The following is a 14578-nucleotide window of genomic DNA, read 5'->3' on the forward strand; positions in this document are numbered from 1 at the left end:
GGGAGAAATTAACTGTCAACTGTCAACTCCTAACTTCCCATTCCCAAACCCGCTAAATATCCGGTTGTCCAAGCGCTTTGGAAGTTAAAACCGCCGGTAATACCATCGATATCAAGGATTTCTCCGGCAAAGTAAAGTCCTTTTACCAAACGGCTTTCCATTGTTTTAAAGTTGACTTCTTTGAGTTTAATCCCCCCACAGGTAACAAATTCGTCTTTAAAAACTCCTTTACCACCGATGATGTATTGTCCTTGAGTGAGTTCCTCTACTAACTTATTTAAATCCTTTTTAAGTAATTCTGCCCAACGTGTTTCTTTTTCTATACCGGCGCGGCATATGAGATATTGCCATAAGCGATGGGGTAATTTAATTCCTCGGTGTAAGGCGATCGCCCTTTTTCCATGTTCGCTTTTGACCTGTAATAATTCTTTTCGCAATTGTTCTTGATTTAAATTGGGTAGCCAATTAATAGACAAAGTACCTTTGTAGCCGCATTCATGGAATATTCTCGCACCCCAAGCCGAAAGTTTTAGTACCGCAGGACCACTTAAACCCCAATGAGTAATTAATAACGGCCCTAATTGTTCTAGCTGCGGTTTTCCCGGTACCGATAAACGTAGCTGTACGGAGTCAACACTAACACCAGCTAAGTTTCGCAATTCTTGATCTAAAATATTGAAGGTAAATAAAGAAGGAACTGTTGGTTCAACTTGATGACCTAGTTGTTTGGCGATTCTGTAACCTACAGGATTACTACCAGTTGCTAACAACAATTTATCGCATTGTAAAATTTCTCCAGATTTAAGTACAATTTCAAATCTAGATTTATCTTCTAATTCTTGAAATTTCACCGCTACTACAGGTGAACCCGTGCGAATTTCTACCCGATAAGCACAAGCAGTTTTGATCAAGCAATCCACAATTGTTTCCGAATTATCAGTAATGGGAAACATCCGTCCATCCGCTTCAGTTTTTAGCTTCACTCCCTCACAAGTAAACCAATTTACAGTATCTTGAGCTTGAAAACGAAAAAAAGCACCCAATAAAGCTTTTGAACCTCTGGGATAATTTTGGATAAAATTTTTCGGATCGAAAACAGCGTGAGTCACATTACAGCGTCCCCCGCCAGAAATCCGCACCTTCGCCAATAATTCGCGACTTGCTTCAAGTAAGAGAACAGAGGCATTCTCGTTGGTTTTAGCCGCTGAACAAGCCGCAAAAAACCCCGCAGCCCCACCACCTACAATTACAATTTTTAATGGTTGCAACTTCCGAACTATTTATAAACTAATTCTTATATTAAGAAAAAATCCGCCCTTTTTACTTGTACATCTAAAAAGTACATATAAAAAAAGCTAGCTAAAAACGCCACCAAATTTTTTGCACGTAGCTCAGAATCCCGAAAGCAATTGCAGCCAAGAATAACAGTAAAATAACTCCCCCAGGAACAAAAGTCAGGATACCTAAACCCCTGAGTACCCATACCGCGATCGCAATTCCCAAAAACATCCCAAAAGCTTGGGTTAATTTTTGATTCAATTTAGATGATTGGCTCACCTCATATTCCTCTTTAATTAACAGTGTTTGTGACATTCTAGCGAAATAGTTGACATTTGATAGTTGACAGTTGACAGTTGTTATTTTCTACTAACCACCATCCACCATCCACCAACCACTATCCACCATCCACCAACCACTATCCACCATCCACTATCCACCAACCACTATCCACCAACCACTATCCACCATCCACTATCCACCAACTCTTTAACATCAACTCTTTACAATATTAGTGATAATGTTGACATATTTTTAGGTAAATTTTGGGAATAATAGACTACAGTCAAACCTAGTTCCGGAATACTTGTATATTGGACTGGAATTAGAATATTAGAATAAGGCTCTATATAAATTATAAAAATTAAAAATTACAAATTATAGAGTTCTTATCCTTTGTCAAAGTGTGTGTGGAATATCGAGGAGCAAGCGAAATATTATGTCTGCGTCTTTTTTTTCAGACTTATTTACTACAGGTTCTGATATGACTTGGAGTCAGGATAAGCAAGCAGCATTACTGAGCGGCGAAATTTTAGTAGAAACACGTTCTCATAATGCCTGGGGTGGCTGTGTTAGTGCCAAAATGTATTTACCACTAGTACGTTCTCAAGTCTGGCAAAATATAACTGATTATCCACGTTGGGTACAGTACTTCCCTGACATTACCAAGAGTGAAATTATACACAAGGGCGAAGTCAAACGTCTGTATCAGGCAGCACAAAAAGCTTTTATGATGTTTACGGCGAAAGTCGATATATATTTAAATGTAGTCGAAGATTTTGGCAACAAAATCCAATTTAAACTTGATAAAGGTACTTTTCATGATTTCAGTGCGGATATCAAGTTGCAAGACTATGGTAACGGTACTCTGTTGACTTATTCAGTACAAGCTACTCCGATCATTCCTATACCTTCAATGTTTATTCAACAAGCGATGAATTTTGAATTGCCTGCTAATATGCGTAAAATGCGACAAGTCCTTTGTAAGGGAATGTAAAAGCGATGTCACAGGCAAATGAAATTCTTAACTTTTGGTTTGGTAATCCGGAAGACGCGGACTACGGTAAACCCAAAAAAGTTTGGTTTGCGAAAGAACCAGAGTTTGATGAAGAATTACGAAGACGTTTTCTTATAGATTACGAAAAAGCAGCAGGAGGATACTTAGATGAATGGAAAGATTCTCCCTTGAGCTGTTTGGCTTTGATTCTGCTATTAGATCAATTTCCTCGGAATATCTTTCGCGAAACTCCCCAAGCCTTTGCTACCGATTGGGAAGCACTCTCAACTGCACATCTTGCCATCGCTCAAGGTTACGATCGTCAATTATTAAACGTACAGCGTTGGTTTGTGTACTTACCTTTTGTACACAGCGAAAATATTGACCATCAGCGTCAAGCGGTAAAGTTATTCCAGAAAGTTAGTGGGGACAAAGATAGTGCAAGTGCTATTGAAAACGCAATTCGTCATCGGTCGGTAATTGAACGTTTTGGACGTTTTCCCCATCGTAATATCATTTTGGGAAGACCTTCAACTCCGGAAGAAAAAGAGTTTTTGAAAGAACCAGGAGCGCGATTTTAATCGTAGTTTATTAAGACACAAAGACCTAATATCAAATCGATACAAGTCTTTGTGTCTAATCAAAAATTCTACCTAACTAATTTTTCTGATGTTAATAAGTAAGAGGTATTTTAATCTTGAAATTAAACCTTGAAATTTAAACTCAATATCCACGCATTACTTATTAACGTAAATTAAAAGATTTATTATCAGTTAACGCTCCCGCATTAAATAAAACCTCATCTAATTCTGATTCGGAAAATTCGTAACCTAAAGTCGCAGCAAAATCAACTATCTTGGTTTTATCCCAACTCCAGACACCAAAAGTACCTTTTACAGAACACTTTTTATAGTATTCTTCGTAAACTTCTTGATTTATCATCAAATCTTTGTAGAAAGCATCAACCCGTTCTAATGACATAAAACCCTATCTCCTCATTGGTGCTAATTATTTATTAAAAACTACATACTTAAAGTTGTAGATTTGGTTTCAGATAACTTCCTATTCATAGCTTGGGAGTAGTTATACGGATAAATTTCATAGATGTTCATGAAAAAATATTGTTCCAACACTACCACTTCAAAACAATCTATGAATCAGTCTGGAACGCAAAAAGCTAATAATATGTATTATTTTATTTACGTATCATTAGTCACGCCAGCAGGAAAATACGTATTATCAGTTACCAGTAAAGGTCAAAGGTTGAAGGTCGAAGGTTAAAGATCCAAGTTTAAAACAGTGAAGCGCGGTAGCGTCATACAGTGAACAGTAAACACTCTTAGTATGGTGAGGGATTTAAACTAATACAGAAGACGCCGACCACCAACGATCGGTGGGGGACTAGCCCTTTCCCAAGTATAAACGTTACTGATAACTGATAACTGATAACTGATAACTCTTAAAGGTGCTTGTCTATTAATCACAAGGCTGTAGTTGGTCCCAAAAAATCCAACCTTGAGTACCATCGGAAAGTTTAATTTGGACAAAATCACCTTGAGTCTTTAGGAACAAAACTTTCTCGGCTTGATTCAATTCTTTAAATCCTTCCACTTCTCTATAAGGTTGATGGCGTAATTCTGGTAATTTTGTTAACTCTGTGGGAGCAACAATGCGACACAGTTGGGGTTGTTGTGATAGCAAATTGTTGTGTTGCGAATTGGCTTTACCTAATTGACCAGTATTGATTAATGCGAATCCTCCCACAGCAGCTAAAACAGTCGCAACACCTATAGTTTGTACCCCAATCGGTAGTACATTTTTGAATGTTGGCATTATTGAATCTGTAGTTTCTGGAGGTGAAGTTGTAGTTGGGGGTTTTTCTAAATTGCTGTTGATTTTGGGAAGTCGTGCAGTTTTGGTTATCGGCTGTTGTGGTATAATAGCAAGTTTATTATGTTTGTAATCTTCAGGAATATAGTTGCTAGGAGACTGTTGGGAAGTAATTTCCTTGACTTTTAAATTCTGCTGCCCCAAACGCATTACACTGGAGATAGAAAGTGGCATTTCTCCTGCTAAAAGTAATTGACCATCAAGAATTGGTGGATTTTTCTGACGGAGATTTCGCAAATAAAATTTTTCTTTTTCCTGATTGAAAAATATTTCTACGTGTAACGCAGATACTGTCGGTTCTGATAAAACAATATCGCAATCTTGGGGGTCGCGACCGATACGAAATTTACCAGGAATTTTACTTAATTGATTATTGGTAATTTTATAAGTTTTAGTTTCGTTTGCTTCTTCCCACTCTAAAGTCAATTCGCACAAATTATTATGATTAGTTTGTACAGTTAAAGCTGATTCTTGCAGAATTGGTAATTCTTTTAACGCTTGTATGACTTCATCGACAGTTTGATAACGCTCTTTAAAATGGTAGCGTGTCATCTTATTTAAAACTTCACTAAAGGCTGAGTCTACTTCTCTCAGATGTTCCCAAAGTATTTCTCCGGTATTCGGATCGTCTTGAAGTTCGTAAGGATATATACCCGTTAATGCTTGAATAGCGATCATTCCCAAAGCGTAAATATCGCTACTAGGGCGCGGTAAACGTCTGATTTGTTCGGAAGGCATATAGCCCCGCGTTCCTACAACTAGGGTCACATTTTGTTGTCCGGTGTTGGTTGCCGTTTGGCTGCGTACTTGTTTGATTGCACCAAAATCAATTAAGACCAATTTATTATCTGAAGTACGTCTAATTAGATTATCAGGTTTAATATCACGGTGAATTACTCCTTGATTGTGGACAAATTGTAAAATCGACAATATTTCGGTCAAAATAGCTATAACTTGGCTTTGACTTAACTTTATTCCTTTGGGTAATTCCCGACTAAAAGAATGTCCTTCGATTAATTCTTGTACTAAATAAAATTGATTATTGTCTTCAAAATAAGCTAATAGTCTGGGTATTTGGTCGTGATTTCCCAACTGTTGTAGTGTATCGGCTTCTTTTTGAAACAACCTTCTAGCTGCTTCTAAAGCTGACCGTGAGGTACTAGTAGTCTTTAAATGCTTTAGAACGCATTTAGGTTTTCCGGGAAGGTGAATATCCGAACATATATAAGTTTGTCCAAAGCCTCCTTCAGCTAATATTTGGAGAACTTTGTAACGTCCTGCTAGTAACTGACCAATCATGCTAGTACGGTTTTTAAAAAAGTAGTTTTTGCGCTTTCCCCTCTAATTTGTAACTATATCAAATACCATTTTAGATTCTATAGCCACACAAAAAATTAGGTCTGATTTTTGCAATAGAACAAGTGGCTTGTGAAATGGTGATGAAATATCTATTATCAAAGGACATTTCATTCCTGATATGAAATTTTTGAGTTAGTTACAAACAATTATTCAATCAATGGGGTAGTTGAAAAGTCAGCGGTATAACGCTGACCACCTTTCGCGGTCAAATGTAGATGCCAAGACGGTACACCGCCTTCAAAGCCTGCACTAACCGGCGTTCCCCGGCAAGTTATGCAAATAAAGGATTCAACTACTCCTATTCCCCTATAAGATTAGCTGTAAAAAAAACCTTGCTAGACGCAGCGAAAACAGCTAGAGAGATATAAATAATCTGTTTAGGGCAAGAGAGTAATGTTAATCCCGCATTTCTCACAAACAAGAAGGAAGTTGGAAGTAGTAGTGAGTAGTGGGAAAATCAATTCGTCACTCAACGCTTATCACTTACTTGTGAGAAATTCAGATAATGTATTTTTTTCCTTTACTGAGTTTAACTGTAAATAATTATTCAGCATTATAATTTTTTTCCCCGATAACATCTTTAATTAATTACACTCTAATTTAATGCTTTCAAAAAGAAATTTAACCAAGTTGGTAAATAAATGAATAACAAATTTTCAGGTCGGTTGTTGCCACTTTGGCAGTTATTTACCAAATCGATAAATTTGCTTTAAATACATTTATTTCTCCATTTTGTTACATTTGTTGCAATTAGACAGTCATAAATAATTAACACTTTACTCTCAGTATATTTTACTTGTTTCTGTATGATTAATATTCCTTAATAAATAACACAATAGTGGTCTAACTATTCAAGTTTTACCCTAGTATTTGGCTAGATGTCAATTTAGTTATCTAGCTAACAATTCAAAGTAATAATCTCTGTTATCTTTGTCGATAAGCAGCTTTGATTTTAGCTACATTTATTAGAAAAAATAAACAAATAAAACTTCCTTTAAGTAATTTGAGATAGTGCAGCAGAAGCTTTATTCACAACTTCTGATGGTAAAGGTACATAACCCAATTCTGGACCAAATTTTTGCCCTTCAGTCAATCCCCATTCGATAACTTCTCTTAATGCTTTGGCTTTTTGAGAGTCTTCGTAGCGTTTGTAAACTAAAAGCCAACTATAAGTAATGATAGGATAGGAATCAGCAGCATCTGGATCAGCAACAGAACCAGTTAAATCTTCTGAGAGTTTGATGGTTGCTAAGGCTTTGGCTGTACTATCATTATTTGGTTCTACAAACTGACCAGATTTATTTTCTACAGCCACAGTTGCTAAATCTAACTGTTTGGCAAATGCGTATTCAACGTAACCAATTGTTCCTTCTGCTTGTTGAATTTGGGCGCTGATTCCTGCATTATCTTTAATTGCAACACCTGTTGGCCATTTTACATTTAGTCCGGTGCCAACTTCTTTTTCCCACTGGGTACTAATGGCGCTTAAGTGAGCAGTAAAAGCTGCCGTAGTTCCGCTACCATCGGAACGATAAACAACTGTAATTGGTAAATCTGGTAATTTGACATCTGGATTTAATTCAGCGATTTTTGAGTCATTCCATTTAATAATTTTTCCCAAAAAAATGTCCGGTAGGATTTGACGTGAAATTTTGAGACCGCTTTCTATTCCTGGTAAATTATAAATAATCGCAATACTACCAGCAGCAGTTGGTATCATTAACGTTCCTTGACTAACTTGACCAAGTTCGTCTGCTGTTAAAGTGACTTCGGATGCTCCAAAATCCACCGTATTACTCATAAATTGCTGAATACCTGCGGCGCTACCTACTGGTTGATAGCTAATTTCAATATTAGGATTTTTCTGATTATATTCATTAAACCACCGTAGATATAAAAAAGTTGGAAATGTCGCACCGGCACCATACAAACTAACGCTAGAATTATTGTCTGTCTGGTTAGCTTCGGTTTGGGTTGGAGACTGACAAGCTTTTATCCCGAAAGCAACAGCCACCATTGAAAAAATAAAACTTCGCCGAGAAAGATTAAATTTGGATTTCATTACAACCTCGATTATCATTGATTGGTAATTTGGTAATATTGATTGAGGATAGTACCGACAGATTTTACTATATCTTTCATCACTTAAAATAATTATTTTGTTGCTTGATTCAAAATTAATCTAAATATCTATAAGGATAAAAATCACAATAATATATATTATTCTTCCTGGTTACAAGTAAAAAAATATCTTGATTTTTTTTTAAGATGGTATCTATAAGTAGCCAAGGAAAATTATTTATATATTTACTGCTCAGTTATACAGCCCTTCCCTATTCCCTGTTCCCTGTCTATAAGATTAAATTAACTTTGGTTTAATAAAACTTTAATCAAATGTAAAATTAAAAACTTGAAATATCCTTTCTTTTATGTATAATCATCTGCTGTTCTCTTGGCAAAAAACAAGTTATGGTTATCGATAAAATTCGTCTGGGACTTATAAAAAAATGCGTTTGAGGTTTTTTTCTCCTCGAATTTACATTGGATGCATATTAGGGTTATGTTTAACCCTGGTGCTACACGCTTGTCAAAATCCCCAAGCACCACAAACACCACCGACAGCACCTCAAACCCAGCAAAGTTCAGAGCAACCTTTACCTCCGGAAACAGCTGCGATTGTCAACAGCGCTGGACCTTCCGGTTTAGTTAATCCAGAACGTGGTGATGTACGTTTAGTGGTGATTAGCGACTTGAACAGCGTTTATGGTTCCACTGATTATGACCCAGAGGTGGACAAAGGTATTGCATTATTACCATTTTGGAAACCTGATATGGTCGTTTGTAGTGGAGATATGGTTGCTGGACAAAGACCTACTCTTTCGGAAGCACAAATCAAAGCTATGTGGGCTGCTTTTGATGACCATGTAGCAGCACCCTTACGTCGTGCTAAACTTCCCTACGGTTTCACAATTGGTAATCATGATGCTAGTGGTGCTGTGGGAATCAAGGGGACTTTTCTATTTCAAAACGAGCGAGATTTAGCATCAGCTTATTGGAATCAACCAGATCATGATCCTGGGATAAAATTTATCGACAAATTTGAATTTCCTTTTTATTACACTTTTGAGTATAAAGATATCTTCTTTATGGCTTGGGATGGTTCCTCTCATCGCATCCCCAAGGATAAGTTGGAGTGGGTAGAAAAAACTCTCGCAAGTCCCCAAGCACAACAAGCAAAAATGCGGATTTTACTCAGTCATTTACCTTTGTATGCGGTTGCTGTCGGTCGTAATCAACCTGGGGATGTGATTGAAAATGCCGACGAAATCCGGGAAATGCTGGAGCGTTACAATGTTCACACTTATATTAGTGGTCATCATCATTCCTATTACCCGGCTCATCGTGGTAAGTTGCAATTATTACACATGGGTATTTTAGGTTCGGGACCGCGACCTTTGATTGATGCTAAAATTCCACCTTGGAAAGCTTTGACTGTTGTGGATATTAAGTTTGATTCACCGGAACTAACGACTTATACTACTTACGATATCCGCACTCTCAAGGTAATTGAAAATAAGCAATTACCACGTTTTTTAGCGGGTCATAATGGTATTTTACTACGGCGAGATGTGGAACATAAAGATTTAACCGCTGAAGAAAAATCTTTTTGTGAGCAGCGGTTGGATAAAAAGTTATGTGCAGAATCATAAGAAGTCTCTTGTAGAAAGAAGTCGGGTTTATTTAAAAAAACCCGACTTCTACAATCCAAAATCTAAAATCTAAAATCGAATGTCTAATGATAGAATTTTCTATATTTTGACGCTGCTTTGTGCTTTTGGTATTGTCGGAATTTCAGTGTATATTGTTGCAGAACTTTTTTGGATAGCTCTCCCTGCGATGCAAAGGTTTGGATGGCAATTTTTGACAACCACAGAATGGAATCCTGTTAAAAATATCTACGGAATATTGCCTCAAATTTATGGGACTTTAATTAGTTCTTTGCTTGCTTTGTTGATTGCAATTCCTCTGGGATTAGGTATTGCTATTTTTTTGAGTGAAAGTTTTTTACCTAGAAAAATTCTAGCTCCCATCACATTTTTAGTAGAATTATTAGCAGCTATCCCCAGTGTAGTTTATGGATTATGGGGTATTTTTGTCTTGATGCCTCAAATCAGACCTGTACTGGATTTTTTGTACAATAACTTTAATTGGATTCCTCTGTTTAGTACAGCACCATCAACGAGAGCTATTTTACCAACAGTTATAGTATTGGCTATGATGATTTTGCCAATTATCACGGCGATTTCCCGCAATACACTGGTTTCTCTACCTCCAGAATTGCGTCGAGATGCATTTGCATTAGGTGCGACTCGGTGGGAAACGATTATTTATATCTTAATTCCCGCTGGACTTTCAGGAATAATTGGTTCTGGAGTACTAGCATTGGGAAGAGCATTAGGTGAAACAATGGCAACTACAATGTTAATTGGAAATGCTAACCGGATTAATGTTTCTCTACTCGCTCCGGGTTCAACTATTGCTTCATTAATTGCTAATGAATTTAGTGAATCTAAAGGGTTACAAGTTTCTGCTTTGCTTTATGCTGCTTTAGTATTGATGGTGCTAACATTTTTTGTCAATGCTCTCGCTGAATTTATAATTTTTCGTTTTCATATTATTAGCAATTTTTTCCAAAATATCAAAGAATTTTTTGTTTCTCCAAAAGTCGTACACCATAATTTTAAAGTTGAATTAGCGGATAATTTTTCATCTCAAACAATACAATCAAAAAATATTTACGATACTGGTTCTATCAAATTGGCACGAAAAGTTTTTAGTATCGTAATGACAACTGTTGTCATGCTCGCGACATTTGTGACTTTACTGTTTTTAATTTCCATACTTTATAGCGTCATTTCTAATGGTATAAGTCGCTTAGATATGGCAGCATTTACAGAATTACCACCCCCTCCTTTAGCCAATGGTGGTGGTTTGAGAAATGCAATTACCGGAACATTAGTGGTTGTGAGTATCAGCACTGTTTTCAGTGTGCCATTAGGTATACTAACTGCTATTTACACAACAGAATTAGGCAAAAATACTAAGTTTGCCACCTTGATCCGCTTTATCACTAATATTATGAGTGGAGTCCCTTCGATTATTTTTGGACTTTTTGCTTATGGGGTAGTAGTACAGAATACTGGGAGTTTCTCTGCTGTAGCTGGTGGAGTCGCTTTAGGAATTTTAATATTACCTATTATTATTCGCACTACAGAAGAAGGGTTAAAATTAGTTCCTCAAGAACTTAGAGAAGGTGCGATCGCGTTAAGTGCAAATAACTTTCAGACCATTGGACTAATTGTTTTACCGATTGCCCTGCGTACAATTGTCACTGGAATTACTTTAGCATGGGCGCGAGCCATCGGAGAAACCGCTCCCTTATTATTTACAACTTTATTTAGTCAGTATGGCTTCAAAACTGTTTGGAATCCTGTAGCCACTTTATCAGTATTAATTTACAACTTTGCAGTTGCATCACCCTACCCAAATCACCAACAATTAGCGTGGACAGCAGCTTTAATTATAATTTTTATCATACTTATTGTCAGTATAATTTCCCGGATATTTATACGTCAGTAATAAAGGGAATAGGGAACGGGTTTTTAGGATTAATGTTTGTACTACTCCTATCCCGCTCAAAAATTACCTATTTCTCTTTATCTCTTTCCTTTGCGTTCTCTGTCTTGAAAAGTTGTTCATGGGGGAAACCCCCAAGACCACACTTTTCGCTGCGTCTCTGCGGTTTTTTTTCAGTAATCTTTTAACAGTAACCGAGTCATAAATAATCGCGATCAAAACCCGACTTCTGAATCTTTCGTTTGGTGAGAAGTCGGGTTTTTAGAATATGGTTATCTTGTTTTATAGATATTTACAAAAAACCCGACTTCTGAATCGTTTGTTATCTGTTCACATTGTGACTAATTCTATCGGAACCCGCTTAAATACAAGACGCTCGTTTTCTACATCCACAAAGATTGTATCGCCGTCATTGAATTCACCGCGCAAAATCGATTTAGCAATTTGAGTTTCTAATTCACGTTGAATCGCACGCTTTAATGGACGCGCACCAAATACCGGGTCATACCCTACTTCTGCTAAAAAGTCAATAGCAACATCGGAAAGTCTCAAAGACATTTTGCGATCGCTTAATCTGTGACGCAATCTTTCTATTTGTAACAGGACAATTTTGCGTAATTCCGATTTCTCTAAAGCATGGAAAAAGATAATTTCATCAATCCGGTTGAGAAATTCCGGACGGAAACTATTTCGCATCGCTTCCATAACTCGACTCCGCATTTCTTCATAACGAGAATTATCTCCAGCCACATCCAGAATGAATTGGGAACCGATGTTACTTGTCATGATGATAATCGTGTTCTTGAAGTCCACCGTGCGTCCTTGAGAATCAGTAACTCTTCCATCATCAAGGATTTGCAGCATGATGTTAAATACATCCGGGTGTGCTTTCTCGATTTCATCGAAGAGAATTACCGCATAAGGACGACGACGGATAGCTTCGGTCAGTTGTCCACCTTCTTCATAACCAACATACCCCGGAGGCGCACCAAGCAAGCGAGAAACAGCGTGTTTTTCCATGTATTCCGACATATCAATCCGCACCATCGCTTCCTCGGTGTCGAACATATAAGCAGCTAAAGCTTTACCCAATTCGGTTTTACCAACACCCGTCGGACCGAGGAAAATAAAGCTCGCTATGGGACGATTGGGATCAGCAAGTCCAGCACGGGAACGTTGAATAGCATCGGCGATCGCAGTTACTGCTTCATATTGTCCAATCACGCGGTTGTGTAGTTCATCTTCAAGGTGCAGTAGTTTCTCTTTTTCGGATTCCACTAACTTACTGATAGGAATACCCGTCCATTTAGAAATAACTTCGGCGATATCAGCTTCGGTGACTTCTTCCCGTAACAAAGATTTACCACTGTGTTGCGCTTGAGAAAGTTCGGTTTCAGCGGCTTCCAATTGGCGATGTAAATCGGTTAACTTGCCGTATTTCAACTCGGCAGCCCGATTGAGGTCGTAATCCCGTTCTGCTTGTTGAATTTCTAAGTTAACTCGGTCAATTTCTTCTTTTACCGACTGAATTTTCGTAATTACGTCCTTTTCCGATTGCCACTGACTGTTGAGCGCTCGTTGGTCTTCCTTAAAATCAGCAAGTTCTTTTTCTAACCTTTCCAACCGTTCCCTTGAAGCATTATCGCTTTCCTTTTGCAGCGATAACTTCTCCATTTCCAATTGCAGAATTTTGCGGTCAATTTCGTCTAATTCTTCTGGTTTGGAAGTAATTTCCATTTTCAGACGCGCCGCCGCTTCATCCACTAAATCGATCGCTTTATCGGGTAAAAAACGGTCAGTAATATAACGGTTAGATAAAGTAGCAGCCGCGACCAAAGAACTATCAGCAATTCTCACCCCGTGGTGGACTTCATATCGTTCCTTCAAACCCCGCAGTATCGAAATAGTATCTTCTACGCTGGGTTGGTCTACATAAACTTGTTGGAAACGTCTTTCCAAAGCTGCATCTTTTTCAATATATTTACGATATTCGTCCAAAGTAGTCGCACCAATACAACGCAATTCACCCCGCGCTAACATTGGCTTGAGCAAATTACCTGCATCCATGGCACCTTGAGTTGCACCGGCACCTACAACAGTATGAATTTCATCAATAAATAGAACTATATTACCTTGAGATTCGGTAACTTCTTTTAATACAGCTTTCAGACGTTCCTCAAACTCACCCCGGAACTTCGCACCCGCAATCAAAGCACCCATATCCAAGGCTATCAGCTTGCGATCTTTGAGCGATTGTGGTACATCACCCGCGAGAATTCGCTGTGCTAAACCCTCAGCGATCGCAGTTTTACCAACACCGGGTTCACCAATAAGTACAGGGTTATTTTTAGTTCGACGCGACAAAATCTGAATGGTACGGCGAATTTCATCATCCCGTCCAATTACAGGATCAAGTTTACCTTCACTAGCAGCTTGAGTTAAATCACGTCCATATTTTTCCAGAGATTGATATTTACCTTCTGGATTTTGGTCAGTCACTTTTTGACTCCCCCTAATTTGCTTAATAGTATCTTTTAATTTCTTTTCATCTATAGCATTCTCTCGAAATAGAGTTTTACCAAAACGGTCATCCCTAGCATAAGCTAGCAGTAAATGTTCAATAGAAATATACTCGTCACCAAACTCCTTACGATATCCATCAGCTCGATCTAAAAGCGTATCCAAGCTACGTCCCAAGTATACAGAACTACTGCTACCCGATACTCTCGGTTGATTTTTGATAAAATCTTCTGTACGTTGTTTGATTTTTTGAGGATTTGCACCCAACTTAGTAAAAATCGGTGCAGCTAATCCATCTTGTTCCAGCAGCGCCTTCATCAAATGTTCGCTTTCAATCTGCTGTTGTTGAAATTGTTTGGCAATCTCAGGAGTATGAGTAATAGCCTCCCAAGCTTTTTCAGTAAATTGGTTTGGATTAGTAGGTTGCATAGGCTTTGTCAAAAAGGTAACAACTTTATTACCACAAAAAAATAAAAAATAAACAATAAACAATTCTTTCTATAAAACATTCTAAAAAAAGTCATGCATCTTACAAGGTCGGTGTTCACCCCTGAGTTAGTCGTATTTCCCTAACATAATTTTGGATTTTAAATACATTCGCTTCGCTCAGTTCAAACT

Annotated in this window: 10 protein-coding genes; 4 read left to right on the forward strand and 6 right to left on the reverse strand. The window is 37.7% G+C overall.

Going from position 1 to position 14578, the window contains the following annotated elements:
• Positions 1-29: 29 nt before the first annotated feature.
• Together IQ247_RS27485 and IQ247_RS27490 are read right to left on the reverse strand one after the other, a co-directional pair.
• On the reverse strand, positions 30-1268 hold the full coding sequence (locus tag IQ247_RS27485; protein WP_193924831.1) for a BaiN/RdsA family NAD(P)/FAD-dependent oxidoreductase: 1239 nt from the start codon (positions 1266-1268) through the stop codon (positions 30-32).
• 91 nt (positions 1269-1359) lie between these two features.
• A complete protein-coding gene (locus tag IQ247_RS27490) occupies positions 1360-1593 on the reverse strand; it encodes a hypothetical protein (protein WP_228060091.1) in 234 nt (77 codons plus the stop codon).
• A gap of 403 nt (positions 1594-1996) precedes the next feature.
• Between IQ247_RS27490 and IQ247_RS27495 the strand changes: the two genes are divergently transcribed.
• Complete coding sequence (locus tag IQ247_RS27495; RefSeq protein WP_193924833.1) at positions 1997-2554, forward strand: SRPBCC family protein; 558 nt, start codon at positions 1997-1999, stop codon at positions 2552-2554.
• 5 nt (positions 2555-2559) lie between these two features.
• Positions 2560-3135: a DUF924 family protein gene (locus tag IQ247_RS27500; RefSeq protein ID WP_193924835.1), complete on the forward strand. Its 576-nt coding sequence runs from the start codon at positions 2560-2562 to the stop codon at positions 3133-3135.
• A 163-nt stretch (positions 3136-3298) separates the two neighbouring features.
• On the opposite strand, the gene IQ247_RS27505 is transcribed toward IQ247_RS27500, so the two are convergent.
• The 3 genes from IQ247_RS27505 to pstS all read right to left on the reverse strand — a co-directional run bounded on the left by IQ247_RS27505 (position 3299) and on the right by pstS (position 7865).
• Entirely contained in the window at positions 3299-3535 is a 237-nt protein-coding gene (locus IQ247_RS27505; protein WP_193924837.1) for a hypothetical protein, read from the reverse strand.
• A gap of 495 nt (positions 3536-4030) precedes the next feature.
• A complete protein-coding gene (locus IQ247_RS27510; RefSeq protein WP_193924839.1) occupies positions 4031-5743 on the reverse strand; it encodes an FHA domain-containing serine/threonine-protein kinase in 1713 nt (570 codons plus the stop codon).
• Positions 5744-6797: 1054 nt separating this feature from the next.
• Positions 6798-7865, reverse strand: a complete 1068-nt coding sequence (pstS, locus tag IQ247_RS27515) for a phosphate ABC transporter substrate-binding protein PstS (protein ID WP_193924841.1) — start codon at positions 7863-7865, stop codon at positions 6798-6800.
• A 445-nt stretch (positions 7866-8310) separates the two neighbouring features.
• Here pstS and IQ247_RS27520 point away from each other — a divergent pair, with 445 nt between their 5' ends.
• Positions 8311-9513 (forward strand): metallophosphoesterase family protein, encoded by a 1203-nt coding sequence (locus tag IQ247_RS27520; RefSeq protein WP_193924842.1) that lies wholly within the window; start codon positions 8311-8313, stop codon positions 9511-9513.
• 79 nt (positions 9514-9592) lie between these two features.
• Positions 9593-11443, forward strand: coding sequence for a phosphate ABC transporter permease subunit PstC (gene pstC, locus IQ247_RS27525; protein ID WP_193924844.1), 1851 nt, complete (start codon positions 9593-9595; stop codon positions 11441-11443).
• A gap of 327 nt (positions 11444-11770) precedes the next feature.
• On the opposite strand, the gene clpB is transcribed toward pstC, so the two are convergent.
• Entirely contained in the window at positions 11771-14389 is a 2619-nt protein-coding gene (clpB, locus tag IQ247_RS27530) for an ATP-dependent chaperone ClpB (RefSeq protein ID WP_193924845.1), read from the reverse strand.
• Positions 14390-14578: the final 189 nt, after the last annotated feature.

The organism is Plectonema cf. radiosum LEGE 06105 (assembly GCF_015207665.1).
In the GTDB taxonomy this organism is placed as follows: Bacteria; Cyanobacteriota; Cyanobacteriia; order Cyanobacteriales; family Nostocaceae; genus Rivularia; species Rivularia radiosa_A.

Excerpts from the sequence above, each read along its gene's own strand:
- IQ247_RS27490 (WP_228060091.1), bottom strand. The coding sequence starts at position 1,593 with ATGTCACAAACACTGTTAATTAAAGAGGAATATGAGGTGAGCCAATCA.
- IQ247_RS27495 (WP_193924833.1), top strand. The coding sequence starts at position 1,997 with ATGTCTGCGTCTTTTTTTTCAGACTTATTTACTACAGGTTCTGATATG.
- IQ247_RS27500 (WP_193924835.1), top strand. The coding sequence starts at position 2,560 with ATGTCACAGGCAAATGAAATTCTTAACTTTTGGTTTGGTAATCCGGAA.
- IQ247_RS27505 (WP_193924837.1), bottom strand. The coding sequence starts at position 3,535 with ATGTCATTAGAACGGGTTGATGCTTTCTACAAAGATTTGATGATAAAT.
- IQ247_RS27510 (WP_193924839.1), bottom strand. The coding sequence starts at position 5,743 with ATGATTGGTCAGTTACTAGCAGGACGTTACAAAGTTCTCCAAATATTA.
- pstS (WP_193924841.1), bottom strand. The coding sequence starts at position 7,865 with ATGAAATCCAAATTTAATCTTTCTCGGCGAAGTTTTATTTTTTCAATG.
- IQ247_RS27520 (WP_193924842.1), top strand. The coding sequence starts at position 8,311 with ATGCGTTTGAGGTTTTTTTCTCCTCGAATTTACATTGGATGCATATTA.
- pstC (WP_193924844.1), top strand. The coding sequence starts at position 9,593 with ATGTCTAATGATAGAATTTTCTATATTTTGACGCTGCTTTGTGCTTTT.
- clpB (WP_193924845.1), bottom strand. The coding sequence starts at position 14,389 with ATGCAACCTACTAATCCAAACCAATTTACTGAAAAAGCTTGGGAGGCT.